General features: G+C 35.6%; 25 protein-coding genes and 1 other RNA gene. 16 read left to right on the forward strand and 10 right to left on the reverse strand.

The features are described 5' to 3' along the window. The first annotated feature begins 6 nt into the window (after positions 1 to 6). Together MKY80_RS01560 and MKY80_RS01565 are read left to right on the forward strand one after the other, a co-directional pair. The gene (locus MKY80_RS01560) at positions 7 to 591 is read left to right on the forward strand and encodes a GNAT family protein (protein WP_008176321.1); all 585 of its coding nucleotides are present in this window, start codon (positions 7 to 9) and stop codon (positions 589 to 591) included. Positions 592 to 704: 113 nt separating this feature from the next. After that, positions 705 to 1856: an ATP-grasp domain-containing protein gene (locus MKY80_RS01565; protein WP_089987087.1), complete on the forward strand. Its 1152-nt coding sequence runs from the start codon at positions 705 to 707 to the stop codon at positions 1854 to 1856. Positions 1857 to 1873: 17 nt separating this feature from the next. Here MKY80_RS01565 and MKY80_RS01570 read toward each other — a convergent pair whose 3' ends face one another. From MKY80_RS01570 to MKY80_RS01590, 5 genes are all read right to left on the reverse strand, one after another. Then, a complete protein-coding gene (locus tag MKY80_RS01570; protein WP_090002399.1) occupies positions 1874 to 2581 on the reverse strand; it encodes an ABC transporter permease in 708 nt (235 codons plus the stop codon). Next, entirely contained in the window at positions 2578 to 3426 is an 849-nt protein-coding gene (locus MKY80_RS01575; RefSeq protein ID WP_090002401.1) for an ABC transporter ATP-binding protein, read from the reverse strand. The genes MKY80_RS01570 and MKY80_RS01575 overlap by 4 nt, the downstream gene beginning before the upstream one ends. A 146-nt stretch (positions 3427 to 3572) precedes the next feature. After that, positions 3573 to 4532 carry a LytTR family transcriptional regulator DNA-binding domain-containing protein gene (locus MKY80_RS01580; protein WP_008176314.1) on the reverse strand — a complete coding sequence of 320 codons (960 nt, stop codon included), beginning with the start codon at positions 4530 to 4532 and terminating at the stop codon, positions 3573 to 3575. Positions 4533 to 4544: 12 nt separating this feature from the next. Further along, positions 4545 to 5123, reverse strand: coding sequence for a dienelactone hydrolase family protein (locus MKY80_RS01585; protein WP_043990110.1), 579 nt, complete (start codon positions 5121 to 5123; stop codon positions 4545 to 4547). A 553-nt stretch (positions 5124 to 5676) separates the two neighbouring features. Then, the gene (locus MKY80_RS01590; RefSeq protein WP_342531646.1) at positions 5677 to 6096 is read right to left on the reverse strand and encodes a hypothetical protein; all 420 of its coding nucleotides are present in this window, start codon (positions 6094 to 6096) and stop codon (positions 5677 to 5679) included. Between the two features lie 342 nt (positions 6097 to 6438). Here MKY80_RS01590 and MKY80_RS01595 point away from each other — a divergent pair, with 342 nt between their 5' ends. Next, positions 6439 to 7119: a hypothetical protein gene (locus MKY80_RS01595; RefSeq protein WP_342531648.1), complete on the forward strand. Its 681-nt coding sequence runs from the start codon at positions 6439 to 6441 to the stop codon at positions 7117 to 7119. Between the two features lie 122 nt (positions 7120 to 7241). On the opposite strand, the gene MKY80_RS01600 is transcribed toward MKY80_RS01595, so the two are convergent. Next, positions 7242 to 7430: a hypothetical protein gene (locus MKY80_RS01600; protein ID WP_342531650.1), complete on the reverse strand. Its 189-nt coding sequence runs from the start codon at positions 7428 to 7430 to the stop codon at positions 7242 to 7244. A gap of 343 nt (positions 7431 to 7773) precedes the next feature. On the opposite strand from MKY80_RS01600, the gene MKY80_RS01605 reads away from it, so the two are divergent. The 6 genes from MKY80_RS01605 (at position 7774) to MKY80_RS01630 (ending at position 13678) form a co-directional block, all read left to right on the forward strand. Beyond that, positions 7774 to 8454, forward strand: a complete 681-nt coding sequence (locus MKY80_RS01605; protein ID WP_342531652.1) for a hypothetical protein — start codon at positions 7774 to 7776, stop codon at positions 8452 to 8454. 876 nt (positions 8455 to 9330) lie between these two features. Then, complete coding sequence (locus tag MKY80_RS01610) at positions 9331 to 10380, forward strand: NAD(P)/FAD-dependent oxidoreductase (RefSeq protein WP_171365371.1); 1050 nt, start codon at positions 9331 to 9333, stop codon at positions 10378 to 10380. An 18-nt stretch (positions 10381 to 10398) separates the two neighbouring features. Continuing rightward, positions 10399 to 11019, forward strand: coding sequence for a hypothetical protein (locus MKY80_RS01615; RefSeq protein WP_342531654.1), 621 nt, complete (start codon positions 10399 to 10401; stop codon positions 11017 to 11019). Further along, positions 11003 to 11260, forward strand: a complete 258-nt coding sequence (locus tag MKY80_RS01620) for an AraC family transcriptional regulator (RefSeq protein ID WP_342531656.1) — start codon at positions 11003 to 11005, stop codon at positions 11258 to 11260. The genes MKY80_RS01615 and MKY80_RS01620 overlap by 17 nt, the downstream gene beginning before the upstream one ends. 107 nt (positions 11261 to 11367) lie before the next feature. Then, entirely contained in the window at positions 11368 to 12882 is a 1515-nt protein-coding gene (locus tag MKY80_RS01625) for an SNF2-related protein (protein ID WP_171365369.1), read from the forward strand. A gap of 16 nt (positions 12883 to 12898) precedes the next feature. After that, complete coding sequence (locus MKY80_RS01630) at positions 12899 to 13678, forward strand: YqhG family protein (protein WP_008176300.1); 780 nt, start codon at positions 12899 to 12901, stop codon at positions 13676 to 13678. A 35-nt stretch (positions 13679 to 13713) separates the two neighbouring features. Here the strand turns inward: MKY80_RS01630 and MKY80_RS01635 are convergent, their stop codons facing one another. Together MKY80_RS01635 and MKY80_RS01640 are read right to left on the reverse strand one after the other, a co-directional pair. Next, positions 13714 to 14034: a metalloregulator ArsR/SmtB family transcription factor gene (locus tag MKY80_RS01635; RefSeq protein ID WP_036222843.1), complete on the reverse strand. Its 321-nt coding sequence runs from the start codon at positions 14032 to 14034 to the stop codon at positions 13714 to 13716. After that, on the reverse strand, positions 14034 to 14456 hold the full coding sequence (locus MKY80_RS01640) for an SRPBCC domain-containing protein (RefSeq protein ID WP_008176296.1): 423 nt from the start codon (positions 14454 to 14456) through the stop codon (positions 14034 to 14036). The genes MKY80_RS01635 and MKY80_RS01640 overlap by 1 nt, the downstream gene beginning before the upstream one ends. A gap of 166 nt (positions 14457 to 14622) precedes the next feature. Between MKY80_RS01640 and MKY80_RS01645 the strand changes: the two genes are divergently transcribed. The 6 genes from MKY80_RS01645 to ytxJ all read left to right on the forward strand — a co-directional run bounded on the left by MKY80_RS01645 (position 14623) and on the right by ytxJ (position 18738). Continuing rightward, positions 14623 to 15261, forward strand: coding sequence for a LysE family translocator (locus MKY80_RS01645; RefSeq protein ID WP_008176294.1), 639 nt, complete (start codon positions 14623 to 14625; stop codon positions 15259 to 15261). Between the two features lie 223 nt (positions 15262 to 15484). Continuing rightward, positions 15485 to 16357 carry a LysR family transcriptional regulator gene (locus MKY80_RS01650; protein WP_342531663.1) on the forward strand — a complete coding sequence of 291 codons (873 nt, stop codon included), beginning with the start codon at positions 15485 to 15487 and terminating at the stop codon, positions 16355 to 16357. 119 nt (positions 16358 to 16476) lie between these two features. Continuing rightward, a complete protein-coding gene (locus MKY80_RS01655; protein WP_342531665.1) occupies positions 16477 to 17184 on the forward strand; it encodes a CoA transferase subunit A in 708 nt (235 codons plus the stop codon). After that, a complete protein-coding gene (locus MKY80_RS01660; protein WP_342531667.1) occupies positions 17184 to 17825 on the forward strand; it encodes a 3-oxoacid CoA-transferase subunit B in 642 nt (213 codons plus the stop codon). Before MKY80_RS01655 ends, MKY80_RS01660 begins: the two co-directional genes overlap by 1 nt. A 69-nt stretch (positions 17826 to 17894) precedes the next feature. Then, the gene (locus tag MKY80_RS01665; protein WP_089985926.1) at positions 17895 to 18308 is read left to right on the forward strand and encodes a VOC family protein; all 414 of its coding nucleotides are present in this window, start codon (positions 17895 to 17897) and stop codon (positions 18306 to 18308) included. A gap of 100 nt (positions 18309 to 18408) precedes the next feature. Then, entirely contained in the window at positions 18409 to 18738 is a 330-nt protein-coding gene (gene ytxJ / locus MKY80_RS01670) for a bacillithiol system redox-active protein YtxJ (protein WP_008176284.1), read from the forward strand. Between the two features lie 50 nt (positions 18739 to 18788). On the opposite strand, the gene MKY80_RS01675 is transcribed toward ytxJ, so the two are convergent. Further along, on the reverse strand, positions 18789 to 19250 hold the full coding sequence (locus tag MKY80_RS01675; protein ID WP_237068742.1) for a hypothetical protein: 462 nt from the start codon (positions 19248 to 19250) through the stop codon (positions 18789 to 18791). Positions 19251 to 19316: 66 nt separating this feature from the next. On the opposite strand from MKY80_RS01675, the gene MKY80_RS01680 reads away from it, so the two are divergent. After that, a complete protein-coding gene (locus tag MKY80_RS01680; RefSeq protein ID WP_008176280.1) occupies positions 19317 to 19475 on the forward strand; it encodes a hypothetical protein in 159 nt (52 codons plus the stop codon). Between the two features lie 37 nt (positions 19476 to 19512). Here the strand turns inward: MKY80_RS01680 and ssrS are convergent. Continuing rightward, positions 19513 to 19705: non-coding RNA, 6S RNA (gene ssrS / locus MKY80_RS01685), on the reverse strand. Positions 19706 to 19851: the final 146 nt, after the last annotated feature.

A 19851-nucleotide genomic window follows, 5' to 3' on the forward strand; every position in this document is an offset into this window, starting at 1 on the left:
TACATCATGGAATTTATTGCATTAGAAAATGAAATAGTTAAACTAAAGCCTTTAGAGTTAAATGATTTATCGGGGATACTAGAGGCGGCGAGTTATCCAGAAATATGGTCACATATGTCCACAACGATTGAAAAAATCGTGGATGTGAATAACTTTGTGGAAAATGCTTTATTAATGAGGCGTAATAAAACAGAATTTCCTTTCGTTATTGTGGATAAAAAGACGGGAGAGATCATAGGGTCTACACGGTTTATGGATATAGATGATACACATCAGCGGGTTGAAATAGGAACAACATGGCTGACACCAGCCTACTGGCGTACCGCTATTAATACAAATTGTAAATACCTATTATTACAATACTGTTTTGAAATCCTTCTTTTACAGCGAGTTCAAATCAAAACTGATCATGAAAATATTCAATCTCAGAAAGCTATTGAGCGTATAGGAGCGACAAAGGAAGGTGTATTACGGAATCATATGATTCGTAAAGATGGAACCACTCGCCATACAGTCATGTATAGTATGACGTTAGAGGAGTGGCCGCAGGTGAAAATTCACTTAAATCAATTATTAGGCGAATCTATTTAATATTTGGGTTTTAATGGATTTTTATTGGCCGCTAAGACTTTTTTTTCTATTAAAAAGTGTCAAAAAATAAGGGGAAGGGTAGAGTACTTAAAAATTGAAAGAGGGTAATCTACTTGAAACCAAAATACACGCTAAGACAAATCTATGGTGAGAATGCAGTTTATACACCAAGAACGCCGTTTAGTGATAATCCATGGATGATGGACGATCCTCATAAACTGGATGCCCTAACCTCTAGAGAAGTAGCAATTGCTGATATTCCTGTATTAGTGCACCGAGCTACCCAAACTGGAAAAGCTCAGGAACTACATCGATTAACAGGTTTACCATGGGTCGAACAGCCTTTTAGTTATGACACACAGGAGGAGTATTTAGCTCATATTCGTTCTTGGTGTGAAGACGACAAAACGATTGTTTGTCAATATATACATGACTTGGATCATATGGACCGTCAATGCTATTGGATGGATGCCGAGAAATTTAATGAATTGAATTCAAAGGCATATATTGATCATTTAATCGATAGCAAATTTGTTCCGAGTCGTTTAAATGTTGAAACCTATAGGCTCTCAGATGCCATCAAAAATTGGCAACCGCCTGTGGTCCTTAAGCCGGGCGATGATTCCCCAACCTCTGGAGGATATGGAGTCATCATTTGCCATAATAAAGAGGAACTGACGGAAGGTCTGCGGCAATTCCGAATGACTGGAACGGAGAGCATAATTATTGAGGAGTTATTACAGACAAAGGACAATTATAGCTGTCAATTTGTCTACTCCGAGGAGCTAGGTATTCAATATTTAGGAGCCTCTCAACAAATTACCGATGAAAACGGTATTTATCACGGTAATATAATAGTAGATGAAGTTCCTGAAAAGGTCATCGAAGTAGGAAGACATATTATGGAGCAAGGCGTTGCAGAAGGATTCGTTGGTGTGGCAGGGTTTGATTTAATTGTCACAGAGGCTGGTGATGTTCAGGCTATTGATTTGAATTTCCGCCAAAATGGCTCCACCTCTATGCTAATGTTTCATGATACTTTAGGTAAGCCTATCAATAAATTTGCCTCCTATGTTGCACAAAGTCCACAGGAAAATGAAGTTTTCTTTCAAACCATTAAGAAGTTTGTTGAACAGAAAATATTATTTCCGTTATCATTTTATGACGGGGATTATTTCGATGAACCTGTTCCCTCTAGATTCGTTGGAATATGGTATGCCGATCAACTTAGCGAGATTGAAAAACTTGAGCAGGAACTATTATAGTAAAAAAAGAATGGTCATTAATCGACCATTCTTTTTTTATAAATAAATGCAGCGAGAAACCAAGAAAGTAGAGACCATACAACTATCGTAATCATAGGAATGAATACATCTGACATTGAATATTTACCTTCTAATGCTTCTGCTAACAGTAATAATTGTGAGCTTGGTAACCATTCTGCAATCTTTAGGATTGGATAAGTAGAAGCAAAATTTAGGGCGATTGGGCCAAAAGAGAAAATTATGATAACCGGTAAAACAATGATGGAACCTTCCATAATAGACTTAGAAAATAGTCCACAAATCGTTCCAAGTGCAATATAAAATACAGTAGAAAGTACTAATGAAATCGCTAAAATGAGTAGGTTAGATGGATTATATCCGACAATAAAAATAGACATAGCTACCACGATCATCGTTACGATAAGAACAAATAAGCTTTTACCAATTAATATATCTCCTAGTGAGGCAGGGGAGAGCATCAGGCTGCGTAATGTATTTTTCTCCTTCTCCTCCGCAATTAAACAGCATTGTATATAAGCCGTTACCATTGAAAATGTCATATTAATAGGTAAGAGATAAGCGTTGATAGAGGATGCACCGGATTGGTTATATAAAAATGCCAAAATTATCGGTAAGAGTACCATCGAAGATACAGCATAGTTACGTGAAAATTCCTTATAATCTTTCATTAATATAGCTTGAATTCTTGTCATTGAAATATTCATACTAAATCACTCCCTGTTATTTGCATAAAAATATCGCCTAATGTTGGTTCATTTGTATGGATTCGAGTAACGACATTGGCTTTCATCCATTGATACAGCTTCTCAGCATCTTGAGCGCCGTTTTGAATAACTTCTTGTGTACCATCTGTAAGCCCAACAGTCAGAGAATCGGTGCCAAATTCCTGCTTCAAGTCGCTTGGAGCACCAATTGCTCGAATTTTCCCTTTATGCAGAAAAGCAACTCGGTCACAAAGTATTTCGGCTTCGCTCATGTCATGTGTTGTTAAAAATATCGTTGTCCCCATGGCATTCAGTTTTCGTAAACCATTATAGATATGTTCTGTATTTACAGGATCAAGGGCAGAAGTAGGCTCATCTAAAAATAATAATTCGGGCTTATGCATAATAGCTCTAGCCAGTGTAACCCGCTGTATCATTCCCTTTGATAGCTGACTAATCTTCTTTTTACGATCAGCATATAAGTTCACAAAATCAAGAGCTTCTTTAACGGCAGTGACTGACAGCTCATATAACTTACTATAGAGTAATAAATTCTCCTCAATAGATAACCTAGTATACAAACCGCTATTATCTGTTAATATGCCAAAACGTTTACGATTTTGACTTTGTTTCATGTCAGCTGCTGGCTGTCCAAATAATAGAACATTTCCAGCCGTTTTTTCAGTTTGCGCAGTCAATATTTTAATAGTAGTTGTTTTTCCAGAGCCACTCGGACCAAGGAAACCAAATATTTCTCCTTTTTGTATAGTAAAGGAAACATCTTGTAGGGCGGTTTCTTTATTAAAGATTTTTTTCAAATGCTGTACATCAATTACTGCGTTCATGTGTAAGCCTCCTGTTTGTTGTTGATGTCTAAACTATAAACAACAAGTGAAAGGTTCACAGCAAAAATTAGATGAGAGGCGGAAAAAAGAACATCAACGAAACAATATGGAAGGTGACAGGAGTCGTTTATTTCCTGGGAAATCTACTAAATTCCGAGTATTTCCTTTAAATCTGCTAGTTTATTTTTCGACAAAGGCACAACGGTTTTATCAGTACTGTTGAGTGCAAGGCTATAGCTATTGCGTGTCCATGTAATGATCTCTCGAACCTTTTGTAGGTTAACAATGTATGAACGGTGGCTTCTGAAAAAGCCGAATGGTGTCAGTTTTTGCTCTAGCTCATTCAGTGATAGTGTACATGGGTAGGCTTCACCTGCAACATTAACAGAAACGATACCTTCCACACTTTCAATATAATCAATCTCTGGCGGATTGAATAAAATGATCTTGTCATTTTTCTTTGTTGGAATTTTATCAATGCGAATCGGTGAATTTTCAAGTTGGGGAGGTGGTGTTTGCTCTAATTCTTCCGCTTTAACATCCAAGGTATGTAAGCCGGCCCCATCTAATCTATGTATAGCGGTACTTGCAATCATTAAGTCTTCTAGATTATTAGAAAGTAAAATGATGCTTTTTTGCCTTTTTGTGAGTGTTTTTAGTATTTGTTGGACATTTTGCTTGGAAAACTCATCGATATTTTGAAAGGGTTCTTCTAATACAAGAAGAGACACTTCCTGAAGATATGTACCCAATAGCTTTAATCGCTGTTTTTCACTAGTAGAAAGCTTACTAATTCGAATGTTTCTTTGATCAGTTAAGCTAAATATCTTTAATAAATCCTCAACCTCATTAGTTGGACGTTTGAATAATTTTAAATAAAAACGTATATGCTCACGAACAGTAAGGCGTTCATAGAGTGCACTTTCGCGGAAATATGTAAATGTATGATCTCGTTTCATAAACCATTGCATTAAAGTATGTATTTTAGAAACATCCGTGTAGATGCCGATAATCATGCCGGGTTGTAAGGATATAGGAAAGCTCGGATATATCACATTACCTCCCTCAATATAAGGGTCAACCAAAATATCTATATGTTGTTCCATTGTTTGTTCCTCCTAATGTTGTTCTACTCGTAAAAAGTTTAAGATTTTTGCGTGTGCTTGCATGTAGCTAGCTGGACAAAAATTGGAATTATAAGTATCTATAAAACCGTGATATCCTTGATATTGCTCCATTTGAACATTGGATTTATGTCTGAGTTCCTGTTTTAATGCATTCACATCAAAGCTACTTTCATAGCTAGGTAAAATGACCAAAGTTGGACATGATGGTTGGACATCTAAGAATTGTCGTATTCGTGAGCCATAAACACAAATAACTCGATGTAAGGGAAGAGTTGATAATCTCCAGGCTAATGTGGCACCTACACTATATCCAATTAGCACTACTTCATCATATTTTTCACATGCCTTTAGTAGTTTTTTGGATAACATCTCAAGAGGTGCGTCAAAGCCGACTGTATGTAAGAAATAATCATAAGCTTGTTGTGCCTGTTTGTATGAAAAGGATTTTCCTTCTGGATAAAGTGAAACACAGCAAACGGAGGTATACTCGTCAAGGTAGGATTGGGCTTGTTCTTTGATAAATTGATTGATGCCGTATATTTCATGTAATATAAATATTTTTCTTTTCATGACGACCTCTTTTCGCTTTTTCCAATAGTGTAACAAAAACTAACGTTTACGTATATTTTAGTAATTAATGGATTGGGTTTTTTTATTTTACTAGAATAATTTATATTTAGGTTAGATGGGGAAAAGTGTTGAAAATAAAGGGCCACACAATTTAGATATATCTAATATGTGTGGTCCTTTATTTAGTTTCTTATTCAACTAATGTGCCCGATTGTTGAATATTGTTTCATCTAAATCCCCAGCAATTAAAGTATAGGATTGAGAAAAATAAAGATTTACAACATCTCTATATGCAGTTTTTTATTCAGATAATACCCCCTACAACGTTTTCTGCAAAGTATCGAAAAGTCTTATTGTGGCTATCTTTATATACCTTTGTATAAAAAGCTGTATAACCAATATCCAAAGAAAAAGCCAAGAAACGTTTGTTTTTCAGCGTTTCTTAGCCCTTTGCGTCTGCCCAACTTTGATTTGGGAACGTTATTAAGATTTAGTTTGTATATATTATAATCTCTGAAACTTAATGATTTCTGATAACAAAACATATAAATTTTTAACGATTTTCCGTTGTTATTTGTTCAAGTGTTTTCCATACAACAATTTTTTCAACTTCTTCTCCGTCACTATCAAATTTAATTTTCAACCTCCGTGCTTTATCTGCTTTTACATCACCCAGCGAAAGTTTTATCACAATTTTTCCTTCACCATTAATTTCTAAACCGTTTATATTTTTTAACTCCCTATCATATGTTTCGCCGTGTATACCAGTTCTCCTTAATGGGTCTGCTCCAAAAATCTCATACTTTATACCATCTTCTTCGTATGTAGTAAGCGGGTCTGGATAATCTTTAACGAATTCAATCGATTTTAACGTTATCGGTGAATCACCCGTCCATTGAATTGGTACTACCACATGATAAGTTTCTTTTTTCCAATCAGTACCGAATTGCCCTAATAAAAATTCACCGTCCACCTCCTTGACCTGCTCGCTACACCCGCCTAATAAAACTAAACAGAATAGGACACTTAAATACTTTAGAAATCCCTTCATATAAACACTTCCTTTGAAAATATTCTACCACAGCAAACTATATTCCATGCTTTAAATGAGTATCTATCCCAGCAGATTGCAGACTAAAACCGTTATCAAAAGTCGACGCTACTGGTAGTTTTTAATATTATTAAAATTGACTTATTATGTATTTATTGTATCATAAAATCCATAATAGGTAAAAATTAAACTATTATAAGGTAAGCACTAAGCAAGGGAAATTGCGGTTCACAACAGTAGTAAATCATAATTTAGGAGGAAAAAATGAAAAAGTCAAAATCTCTTTTCTCATTAGCAGCAGTATTATTAATTGGTGGATTGTTCAGTTTTACAGAAATAGCAAGTGCATCTGAAACAGATTCTTTTAAAGAAGAGGTGGGTGACCTTTTCGTTAAAATCCCTTATGCAAAAAGTGAAGTTTATGTTCAAGAAGTAGAAACTAATGACCCGAGTATTGAACAAATAAATGTCTATGACAAAGATACTAATGAATTGATTACTGAAATTTCTGTTCAAGAAGTAGAAACTAATGAATCGATTACTGAAATTTCTGCTCAAGGAAAACTTTCTTCGGCTAGAAATTATGTTCAAAGAGAAGTTTCACAATCGACTGGTACAGGTTATGGTAAAGCATACTTAAAGGCTCGATTAGAAATTTATTCATCGCAATCTTTCCGTGAAATCAAAGGAATTCAAGGAACTTGGTGGGAAATAGGTAGTTCAAATTCATATATCGAACAACAGAATTCAAATGGCATATCTACAACAGGCAAATTCCCAACAACTCAAGTAAACATAAGCGGAGCTACAACTCTTGCTGCTGAAACTACTCAAGGTATGAAAGTAGGGTTCGAGAAGGCTGGTTTCAGTGTATCAGGGGGCATCGACGGCAAATGGTATGCTCGTAAAAACATAAATTTATCGTATGAGTATTCACTTTATTAAAATGAAAAAATCATTTTAAGTTTAAATTTTCTCGAAAACAATTTAGCAAATAGCTTTATTTGTACAGCCAGTTCACGGTATTTTACCGGAATTGGCTGTTTAATTTTGTTTAAGAGGAAAATTCATCTTTCATTCTCGCATTTTATACCATCTTCTTCGTATGTAGTAAGCGGGTCTGGATAATCTTTAACGAATTCAATCGATTTTAGCGTTATCGGTGAATCACCTGTCCATCGAATTGGTGCTACCAAATAAAAGGTTTCTTTTTTCCAATCAGTACCTAATTGCCCTAATAAAAATTCACCGTCCACCTCCTTGACCTGCTCGCTACACCCCCCTAATAAAACTAAACAGAATAGGACACTTAAATACTTTAGAAATCCCTTCATATAAACACTTCCTTTGAAAATATTCTACCACAGCAAACTATATTCCATGCTTTAAATGAGTATCTATCCCAGCAGATTGCAGACTAATCCCGTTATCAAAAATCGACGCTACTGGTAGTTTTTAATATTATTAAAATTGACTTATTATGGATTTTATGTATAATAAAATCCATAATAGGTAAAAAATTAAACTATTATAAGGTAAGCACTAAGCAAGGGAAATTGCGGTTCACAACTGTAGTAAATCATAATTTAGGAGGAAAAAATGAAAAAGTCAAAATCTCTTTTCTCATTAGCAGCAGTACTATTAATTGGTGGATTGTTCAGTTTTACAGAAACAGCAAGTGCATCTGAAACAGATTCTTTTAAAGAAGAGGTGGGTGACCTTTTCGTTAAAATCCCTTATGCAAAAAGTGAAGTTTATGTTCAAGAAGTAGAAACTAATGACCCGAGTATTGAACAAATAAATGTCTATGACAAAGATACTAATGAATTGATTACTGAAATTTCTGTTCAAGAAGTAGAAACTAATGAATCGATTACTGAAATTTCTGCTCAAGGAAAACTTTCTTCGGCTAGAAATTATGTTCAAAGAGAAGTTTCACAATCGACTGGTACAGGTTATGGTAAAGCATACTTAAAGGCTCGATTAGAAATTTATTCATCGCAATCTTTCCGTGAAATCAAAGGAATTCAAGGAACTTGGTGGGAAATAGGTAGTTCATTTTCAAATATCGAACAACAAAATTCAAATGGCATTTCTACAACAGGCAAATTCCCAACAACTCAAGTAAACATAAGCGGAGCTACAACTCTTGCTGCTGAAACTACTCAAGATATGACAGCAGGGTTCGAGAAGGCTGGTTTCAGTATATCAGGGGGCTTCGGCAGCAAATACTATGCTCGTAAAAACATAAATTTATCGTATGAGTATTCACTTTATTAAAATGAAAAAATCATTTTAAGTTTAAATTTTCTCGAAAACAATCTAACAAATAGCTTTATTTGTACAGCCAGTTCACGGTATTTTACCGGAATTGGCTGTTTAATTTTGTTTAAGAGGAAAATTCATCTTTCATTCTCGCTACTTCTTTTATTTGCGTTGTTCCCATTTCGTCCCCCTAAAAGTTATATACGGGATAGCACCGTCAAAACACATATTTTATACGTAAAGGCTGAAACACTAGATATATCATGTATTTGATTGCATTTAACAAAAAAGGATATCTACTGTATATTTTAGTATCTTGATTTTGGTATGAATTTTGGTTATCCCTTAGCGTATAATATCCGCGTTTTGTCCGCTGATCCTCTTCAGTATCAAGGGCTTTCAAACAGTAACCTTCCCAAAGCGTCGTTTGGTACGTGTCATATAAAAATGTTATTCAATAATATGGCCCGATTGTTGAACACAAGTTAAACAACACTCTTAAACTAACCTGCACCGTTAGTCTCAACAGAAAAAGGGCTCTATCTCTTATTGGAGCAAAGCTCGTATAGCTAAGGAGGAGCCTGCTGCTAGGACAGCTATTACTTTATACTTCATACATATTAAAACTAGCAATTAATGTTAGTTTGAGAGTGCATGGTCGATGGAATTACGATATAAAAATGATTTAAATAATAGTAAGAAATGACAAAATAGCTTTGAAAAGGGGAAGTTTTACTTGATAATGATTATCATTATCGTATAATAGGGGAGGAAGGAAATAATAAGCATTTTTATAAGATGAAAAGTATACAGTAGGGGTTGTAGTTCAGCTGATGCCGCAGCCCAATTGTTGAGATAGGAAATAAACATAAACGAAAGGTGTGTTAAGTATTGTTTGAACAAGAATTGTATGATGTAACGATCATTGGTGGAGGACCAGCAGGTTTATATTCTAGCTTTTATTGTGGCTTACGTGAAATGAAGACGAAGCTAATTGAATCTCAGTCGCAGCTTGGGGGAAAAATCCACGTTTACCCAGAGAAAATGATTTGGGACATTGGGGGCGTTACGCCAATTTCAGGTGGCCAACTCATTAAGCAGTTAGTAGAGCAAGCCTTAACATTTAATCCTTCTATTTATACAGATGAAAAGGTATTATCAATTGCTAAAAACGAAGAGGGTATTTTCGTTATTACAGCCGAGTCTGGGAATATTCACTATTCAAGAACGGTCATAGTTGCTATTGGTGGTGGCATCCTTAATCCTCAAAAAATAGAGATTGAGGGAGCTGAACGATTTGAGGTATCTAATTTAAACTATACTATCAAATCCTATGAAAAATTTAAAAATAAAGCGGTCATTATTTCTGGTGGCGGTAATACAGCTGTAGATTGGGCACTAGAGTTAATGGAAGTGGCGTCAAAGGTCTATTTAACGTATCGAAAAGATCAATTGTCTGCACATGAGGCTCAAATTACGGAGCTTACGAATAGTGCGATTGAATGCCATTATAATTCTGAAATTACAAAATTAATTGCAGATGATCAAGAAGGAATGATTAAAGCAATTGCTTTAACAAACCATGAAACAGGTACTGTGACGGAAATTCCTATCGATGAAGTTGTCATCAGTCATGGCTATGTACGTGATAAGGAACTTTTAGATAATAGTCCATTAGCAATTGAACGTAAAAACGACTATTTCATAGCTGGTACTATAAATAGTGAATCATCTATTCCGGGTCTTTATGCGGCAGGAGATATTTTGCACCATGATGGCAAAATCCATTTAATTGCAGCAGCTTTTCATGATTCATTGCACGCAGTTAATAGTGCGAAGAAGTATATTCAGCCAGATGCTTCTGATGGCGGTATTGTATCCTCACATAATGATATTTTCAAACAACGTAATCGCAAGCTATTACAGGAAAGCTTAAAATAATCAATCTTAGGAGCACTCATGCATTTTAGGTGTTCCTTTCTTGTTGTTTTAAAACATGCTATAGGAAGGGAGCTATTCAGTATAAATACGCAAGAAATTATAGAATTCTATACAATGGCACCTTTAACATTTACGTCTGTCACTACTGATCAGATTTCTTCTGAAACGGTTGCTGAGACTAGCGAGACAAAGGAAAATGTAGCTAGACTTATCTTCCCAATCAATGGGATAGGTGACGTTAAAATAGAAGGCACTAATTATCACATAAAAAAAGGACGAATCCCCCATGTTGGTCCCAATTTCCCCAGTCGATTCTTAGCTGTTAATGAGGCCAAATTAGAATATGTAGTCATTTACTTTCACCTATCTGATGAAGAACAGGCGAAACTTCCTCTTTATAATAGTCATTTTCCTTTACAGGTTGTAGAGCACATGAAATTAATGAACATAGTGCAGCAATTAATCGCAACAAATCAAAAGGGTAGTCATTTATCATTTCTTCAATCCAAAGTACTCTTTTTAAATATTTTAGAGGAAATAATTTTATTGATGAAGGTGAAAGATTATCAAAACATAGCATCCATTTTGACGTATACAAGAAAATTTTACAAAGAATATTACTGTGAGCGATATAGCTAATGAATGTAATTGGGACCGTAAAAAATTGAGCTATGTATTTGAAAAAAGAATGGGTGTCAGTCCCCATGTTTATTTAACTGATTTACGTATTCAAAAATCCAAAATGCTATTAAGGTCATCTGATTTTTCTATAAAGGAAATAGCTGATCGAGTAGGTTATACGGATTATTTTTATTTTAGTCGTGTCTTTAAAAAGGTGACAGGTTTATCACCTAGTATTTTCCGCAAACAGATGAATTAACAAACACTCGATGAAAAAATTACATTCATTGGGTGTTTTTTGTATAGATCGAACATAGCTTTCTCTTTTTTGGACAACCTAAGGAGAAATACTGACATGGTGGGGTGATGATCATGAAAATAGAGAGGTCGTCAGAATGGGAAGAAGGCTTTATCAATCGCGTCAATGATCTTGAACAATGGCATAGCTGGACATTATATAAGATGAACTATGATATTGTCAAAATGAAATTAATCCCTGATTTCAAAGGTCTACAAGCTACAAAGTATTTACCAAATTTAAAACCTCTTGCACATCAGCTAGAAGCAGCTGAAACAGTCATTGAACGCATGAATGGAAAAGCCATTTTAGCAGATGAAGTAGGTCTTGGTAAAACAATTGAAGCGGGTTTGATTTTAAAGGAATATCTGTTAAGGGGCCTTGTGAAGAAGGCATTAATATTAGCGCCAGCTTCCCTTATTAATCAATGGATTGAAGAGTTAAATTTAAAATTTCATATACCTGCTATTGCTTATAAAAAAAATTGTCCAATAGAGCGCTATGACGTCATTATCATGAGTATGGATACGGCGAAAAAGAGCCCTCATAGGGAGCGTATTTATGAGCAGGATTACGATATGATTATTATTGACGAGGCCCATAAATTAAAAAATAATAAAACACAAATTTATGAGTTCGTCCAAGGATTAAAGAAAAAGTTTTGCTTATTATTAACTGCCACTCCTATACAAAATGATGTTTTCGAATTATATTATTTAATTTCCTTATTAAAACCAGGACATCTGGGGAACTATGATACCTTCCAATCGGCCTTTTCAGCCAGTAAGCATCATCTAGAACATGATGATTATTTGAAAGAATTGGTCAATCAGGTGATGGTGAGAAATCGAAGAGAAGATACAGGTATTGAATGGACCAATCGTTGCGTTCAAATTGTGCCGATTACCTTTACGGAAGAAGAAAGAGAAGTTTACGATCTCCTTGGCTCACTTGAAAACAAAGGATCTTTTGCATTAATTACTTTGCAGAAGGAAATGTGCAGTAGCAAGGAAGCAACAGCATTAACATTAACAAATATGCTGAAGGAGCATGGACAATCACAAGAAATGGAAGACATTTTAGCCAAACTAATGGCGTTAGAAGTGAATTCTAAAGCAGAAAAGACGATTGAGATTATTGAACAGGCGAAGGATAAGGTTATTATTTTTACAGAATACCGTGCAACTCAAATCTACTTACAATGGTATTTACATTCAAAAGGTATTACAAGTGTATTGTTTAACGGTAAATTTAATAAAAGTAAACGAGATTATATGAAGCATTTATTCAAAGAAAGAGCACAAGTACTCATTGCCACAGAGGCTGGTGGAGAGGGAATAAATCTTCAATTTTGTCATCATGTCATCAATTATGATTTACCATGGAATCCTATGAAGCTAGAGCAACGAATTGGTCGTGTCCATCGTTTGGGGCAGGAGCATGATGTTCACATATATAATCTTGCTATTGAAAATACCATTGAAGAAAAAATCTTAGAATTACTTCATACCAAAATCGATGTGTTTGAAAAAGTGGTTGGTGATTTAGATGCCATTTTAACAAACTTAAAAAAATCAGTATGAGGTAAGGAGGGAAACTATGTATCCGCAGCAAGTTCATGAGTATTTAAAGGGATTTTTCGCCGAAAATGAATGCCCTATTTTAGGGGAAGAGAATCATTCTTTGACCGTGCAGTTGACGGTAGATATTGATAAAAGGATTATGAATAGACCATTTTATTGGCAATATATAGAGGCAACTAATAGTGAACCAAACCCAGCTCAAGTGACCTTTATTACAGATCAGACAGCTATGGCCGGTAACTTGTTTGGTGAAGTTATTCATTATGGCTCACCACGGTTAAATCAGCTTTTTCATGCGACAGGAGAACTAGGTGCCTATGTCCAATTATTTGAAAAAGTTGATCATGCAATGGGGCAGGTTATCCTTACTCCATGGCTAGGCGTTAATTTTAAAGTTTCCTATTGCTGTGATCGGACAAAAGAAATGATGTATTCATTTGGTATTAATTTATTAACGGGTGTTATCAAAGAGAATTTTCATGAATCGATTTATGCCTCAGATTATGACTCCGAACCAGCAGAGAATGTTTTTCATGTGCAATATATAATAAAACCAGTACGTGCTCTTGAAAGATTAAATGCAGCAGTGGAATCCATTATTGAAAAGGATGATCATTCGTGGGCCATTGAAGCGCAAAAGAGATGGCAACGTGATCAACGAGTATTGGATTATTTTTATGAGGATGTAGAGGATAAACCGGAATGCTATGAAATTGAAAGAAAAGCATTAGAGGAGCAATACGAATCTAAAATTAAAATTGACATTATTAATGGAGGATTATTTTATCTCTTTTAAATGAGGAGCTGTCCCTAATAAGACAGCTCCATATTTTAATTGTCTTCCACCAGGCTTTGTAGCTGCGCCAATTTATTGTCCCAGAATAAATGAAAGTATTGGAGCCAATCCTCAATTTCCTTTAAACGCTCACTATGCAAAGTGTAGATCTTTTCGCGACCTTTTTTTTGAGCAGACACAAGCTCTGCCTGTTCTAAAATTTTTAAGTGCTTCACAACAGCTGTTCGACTAATCGCAAAATGCTCTGAAATATTAGAGATAGGTCTATCACTAGATGCAAGTAGCTTTAAAACATTTCTTCTTGTCGGATCTGCAATTGCCTGAAAAACGTCATATTTAATTGCTTCTTGGATCATTAGGCTTCTGCAATTTCTTTTAATTTATGGTGGATGATCATTGTCCAGCCGCCATCCATTTTTGTGCGAATGGCTTCAGTAGCAGCGTTAGCTTTAGGAATAATATGTGAAGCTTCCTTCCAGCCACCATGTGTTAAGGTAAATTCTGTTTGTTCTCCAACTTCTTTTAGCTCAAAAGTAACGAACCAACCATCCTCATCCCAAGCAAATCTTAGAAAATGTGGCGCATCTACACGTTCAACTTTACAGGGTGAAGGACCAAACGGCGATTGAATCGTAAATTCATGTCCCTCAATAGGTTGAAAATCATTGGGCATAAACCAAGCAGCAATTTTTTCTGCAGTTGCTACAGTATCCCACACCTTTTCTATAGGTGCATTAAGTGTAATTGTTTTAACAATATCGGGTAATTTTCCGCTCATGTGTCAATCTCCTTTATAGATAAAATGTAACCATTAGGTGTTATGAATATATAACACCTAATGGTTGTATGTCAATGTTAAAAGAAAAAATTTAGTATCTTTCTGTAAGGAAGTACATATGCTACAATTATTTTTATAATTTTCTGACAGAAAGTAGGGGAGCAAAATGGTTAACATCTCTGTTTTCTTAGTTATGTGCATTTTACTCATAATTTTACCTGGTCCAGATACAGCTATTGCGACAAAGAATACCTTGATTGTAAGTAGAAAAGGTGGCTTGCAGACTATTTTAGGGTCTTGCGGTGGTTTATTGATTCATACGTGCGCAGCTGTCATTGGGCTTTCCGCTATTATTGTGAAATCAGCTTATGTGTTTGCTGCATTAAAGTATATTGGTGCAGTTTACTTATGTTATTTAGGTATTAAAACATTGTGGACCTTACGGACAATTCGTGCACAATCACCCGAAGTGCAGGATGAAGCTAATATGGATCATAAGTACTCACATCAATCATGCTTTAAGCAAGGGTTCCTCACTAATGTGACGAATCCGAAGGTGGCTGTATTTTTCCTAACATTTCTTCCTCAATTTGTGGATGGAACGAGTGGAACATTCCTACCGTTTTTAATGATGGGATTAATATATACAGCTTTAACGATGTTATGGTTTGTATTTTATGTCTATCTATTAGATCGCATTAGTGCATTTATGAAAAGGCCAACTACTAAGGCAGTAATCGAAGGATTGACAGGTGCTGTGTTAATAGGATTCGGCATTAAATTAGCATTGGAAAAGGCCCACTAATAGTCAATACACCACTATATTTAGATGTAAAAATCTAATGATAGGTGGTGTATTTTTTTGTTGAAGAGGTGTGTGGAAAATCAAGGAATATCTTCTGGATGATAGTTGTAGTTTCCGTGCACTTATTTTTTCTAGAAGGATTACCATAGATGAAGAAGAATTAATTACTATAAGAGAATTTTGCTGAGACTTTCATCAAAAAGAATAAATGGGGAAGATATTTATGGAATTACGAGATTTAAAAGCATTTATGTCTGTTGTCGAGCATGGTAGCTTTACGAAGGCTGCGAATGAAACATTTGTATCTCAGCCTTCATTAAGTAAAAGCATAAAAAAATTAGAAGATACATTGCATGTAAAACTATTGAATAGATCTACACGCAATGTCGAGCTAACAGATGCAGGTAGTATTGTTTTTAAACAGGGGCAAAAAATCATGCGTTCCGTTCAAGACCTGCACATTTTACTAGATGATTTATTAAATATAAAGAAAGGCTCCATCAAGCTAGGGATTCCACCTTTAATTGGGACATTATTTTTTCCGAAAATGGCTAGAGAATTTCATCAACAATATCCTGACGTGCATTTGGAGCTTGTTGAACGAGGTGCAAAAACGGTGGGTACGTTAGTAGAAAACGGTGATGTTGATATGGGGATTGTTGTACTACCGACCGATGAAAGGAAGTTTTCGGTTCAGCCATTTGTAGAAGATCAATTTTATGTATTTATAAATGAACTACACCCATTAGCTCAGTTTAACGAAATACAATTGCAGGATTTAAAAAATGAAACCTTTATTATTTTTGCTGAGGAGTTCGCTTTACATGATTATGTGATTAAATCATGTGAAAGTGTTGGATTTTCACCAAATATAGGCTATAAAAGTTCGCAGTGGGATTTGATAGTTGAACTGGTCTCATCAAATTTAGGAATAACATTACTGCCATATTCTATTGCTACTAAGCAAACAAATAATAATGTCAAAATGATTCCCTTAGCTAATTTTGACATGCCTTGGCGTTTGGGGATTATCACCAAAAAAAATACATATCAATCGTATGCCTTAAAACAGTTACTTAATACGATACGTAAGTAAGAAATATAGCGATTTATTCTATTTTGGAATAAGTGGTATTCTAATTAATTCCTTTACTTGTAAAATGTTAATAAGGTAGAATTTTTCTTAATAAACGAGCAATTTTAGGGGGTTTCGAGATGAAGGATGGGAAAGTGTGGGGTTCATTTGAAGAGGCGGTTGCTGATATTAAGGATGGAGATATGTTAGCAGTAGGAGGATTTGGTCTATGTGGTATACCAGAAAAGGCTATTGCAGCTTTAGTGCAAAAGGGCACCAAGGATTTAACAGTAGTCAGTAATAACTGCGGTGTAGATGATTGGGGCTTAGGCTTACTATTAGCGAATAAGCAAATAAAAAAAATGGTTGCCTCTTATGTAGGTGAGAATAAAATTTTTGAGCAACAATTTTTAAGTGGTGAGTTAGAGGTAGAGTTAACGCCTCAAGGAACACTTGCTGAGCGCCTACGTGCAGGAGGAGCAGGGATTCCAGGGTTTTATACAGCTACTGGAGTTGGTACGCCCATTGCTGAAGGCAAAGAAGTAAAGGTTTTTGATGGGAAAGACTATATATTAGAAAAAGGAATTACTGCTGATTTTGCTCTAGTTAAAGCATGGAAAGCAGATAAGATAGGTAATTTAGTGTATAGAAAAACATCACGTAACTTTAATCCGCTAGCTGCAATGGCAGGTAAAATTACCATTGCTGAGGTTGAAGAAATTGTAGAAGTTGGCGAGTTAGACCCAGATCATATCCATACACCAGGAGTTTTCGTTCAACGCGTTTTATTGGGTGAAAATTATGAGAAACGTATTGAGCGTTTAACAGTGAAAAAGGGGGAAGCGTGATGGCTGATACAAGACAAAGAATCGTAAATAGAGCAGTAAAAGAAATTCAAAATGGCATGAATGTAAATTTAGGTATTGGTATTCCAACTTTAGTTGCCAATGCTATTCCAGCCGATTATGAAGTACTTTTACAATCAGAGAACGGATTACTTGGCATCGGTCCTTATCCAGTTGAAGATGACGTAGATCCCGATTTAATTAATGCTGGGAAAGAAACCGTGACAGCTATGCCAGGTGCCTCATTTTTTGATAGTGCAGAATCATTTGCTATGATTCGCGGTGGCCATATTGACCTTGCTATTTTAGGCGGTATGGAAGTTTCAGAGAACGGGGATCTGGCAAATTGGATGATTCCAGGGAAAATGGTCAAAGGAATGGGAGGCGCCATGGACCTTGTAGTAGGAGCAAAAAGAGTCATCGTCGTTATGGAACATGTTAATAAAAACGGTGAATCCAAAATAAAAAAACAATGTGAACTCCCATTAACAGGTAAAGGTGTTGTCCACCGGTTAATTACAGACTTAGCTGTATTTGATTTTACTAAAGATGGGATGCAGCTTATTGAATTAGCAGAAGGCGTTACTGTAGAGGAAGTAAAAGCAAAGACTGCGGCTTCGTTTCATATAGCTTTAGCACAATAATTTCAGACTTAGGACTGTTTTCAACGTGGTTGTATCATCCTATACTCGTTTAAAAAGGGAGAGTTTCGGATGGACCAAAAATGGACAAATGAACTAGCAGTTGCACAGGTCAGAGTAGCAAGGCCAACAGATCAATTAAAAGAAATTGAACGATTTTATTGTGAGGGTATAGGTTTAAAGAAAATTGGGTCTTTTTCTGGGCATCGTGGCTATACAGGAATAATGGTTGGTCTTCCAAATGCACACTATCATTTGGAATTTACAGAACATGTTGAAGGGAGCCCTTGTCCTGCTCCAAGTAAGGATAATCTGTTAGTGCTCTATATTCCAAACAAAGAAACCATTCATAGCATTACTAAACGCTTATCACGAATGGGGTACCCTGAAGTAGAGCCTGAAAATCCATATTGGATGCAGAAGGGTATTACTATTGAGGACCCTGATGGCTGGCGCCTTGTATTAATGAATACAGAGGGCATTTAAACAGAAGAAGGAATGCACGAGCTATAATCGTAGTCTCGTGTTTTTTTTGTCAAAATAAATACCCTATATAGTATATAATTTATAAGGGGGGTATTTATATATGCAACGAATTAAAACTTTGGATAGTTGGAAAGAAGTGTTAGAACAATCTCACGAAATGCCATGTCTTGTCTTAAAATTTAGTCTGACATGTATAAGTAGCATTTCAGCTTTAAAGGAGTTCAAAGCATTAGCGACAGAATTACCTAAATATGTAGTCATTGTCCAAAAGGAACGTGATGTTTCCAACGCCATAGAACGTGATCTACAGGTAAAGCACGAATCACCACAGTTTATAATTTTGCAGGGTGGTAAAGGAATTTGGCAAGCAACCCACTACAAAATAAAACAGTCTCTTTTAGCGGAGGGACTTAGCCTATATGTGAAATAAACAAAAGATACCCCTTCATACATGGGGGGGTATCTTTTGTTTCAATAAAATTAATCCTCTAAAGCTTCACTTTCATGATAATTCGTTGCAGTTGACTCGATATCAACCTGTAAATAATTGGCCCAATCTACTTTATGATAATCCTCTTCACTAAAATAAATATTCAATACTTCTGTCATGGTTTTATCTCCATTTGGTTCAGTAAGTGGAGCATACCAAGTAACAGCAGGTGTCTTCACATCTTTCAGCTTGGACAAATCAGCAAAAATTTTAGTGGAGTCCTTCAGCATCTGACTTTTCGAACCTTCTGTCACATCCGTATCTTGTATAGATATTGTGACAACACCTTTGGATTCTTCAACCGTGAACTCATTTTTAACAATTGCTCCGACAATATCTTCAACGGAAGTATTTTGATCTACTGCGACCTCTTTTGGATCGTCACTCTTTCCGCAAGCTGTTAGAAGCAGTGAAGCAAATACCATTACATACATTAACTTTTTCAATATCATTACCTCCCTTGTTACTCCATATATGCGCAAATTGGAAGGGAATTATACAAAATATGAGAAGGTTGTATGCACTTTTTAAAACTAGGATTTAAAACGGTAGATGAACATGTCCTTTTTGAGGGGTTTAGAAATAGGATATTTAAAATTGAAGATATAGCAGGTGCTTTAGGGCAAATGCGTATGTGGGATTTAGATACATTTTTCAAACATAAAAAAGCACCTTAACCACATTGGCTAAGGTGCTGTAAAAGTAAATGTAATATAAAAAGCCGCGTATGCCGTAGTTATTATAGAAAGTTTTAAACCACCACTCCTCAAAGTGGGTGTTCGCAGAAGTTTTCCTGCTTATCCTCATGCACCGTAGTGTGAGGCCCGTCATTCCAACTCCAATAATAAAACTCCCTTTTACAGCTTAAAGGTTAAAACTTAATATTATACGAACAATGCAGCCTTTATGGATATATTAAAGCATGATCGACAAACATGCAAGTAAGATGATTGCTTGAAATAAGTCAATGGGCAGGTGTCCCAAATTATGCAATACGTAACGACAAATACCTTTAGAAAGGAACTGGAGCTTCATATTATTTTCACAAATACG

This window comes from Lysinibacillus sp. FSL R5-0849 (assembly GCF_038595075.1).
In the GTDB taxonomy this organism is placed as follows: domain Bacteria; phylum Bacillota; class Bacilli; order Bacillales_A; family Planococcaceae; genus Lysinibacillus; species Lysinibacillus fusiformis.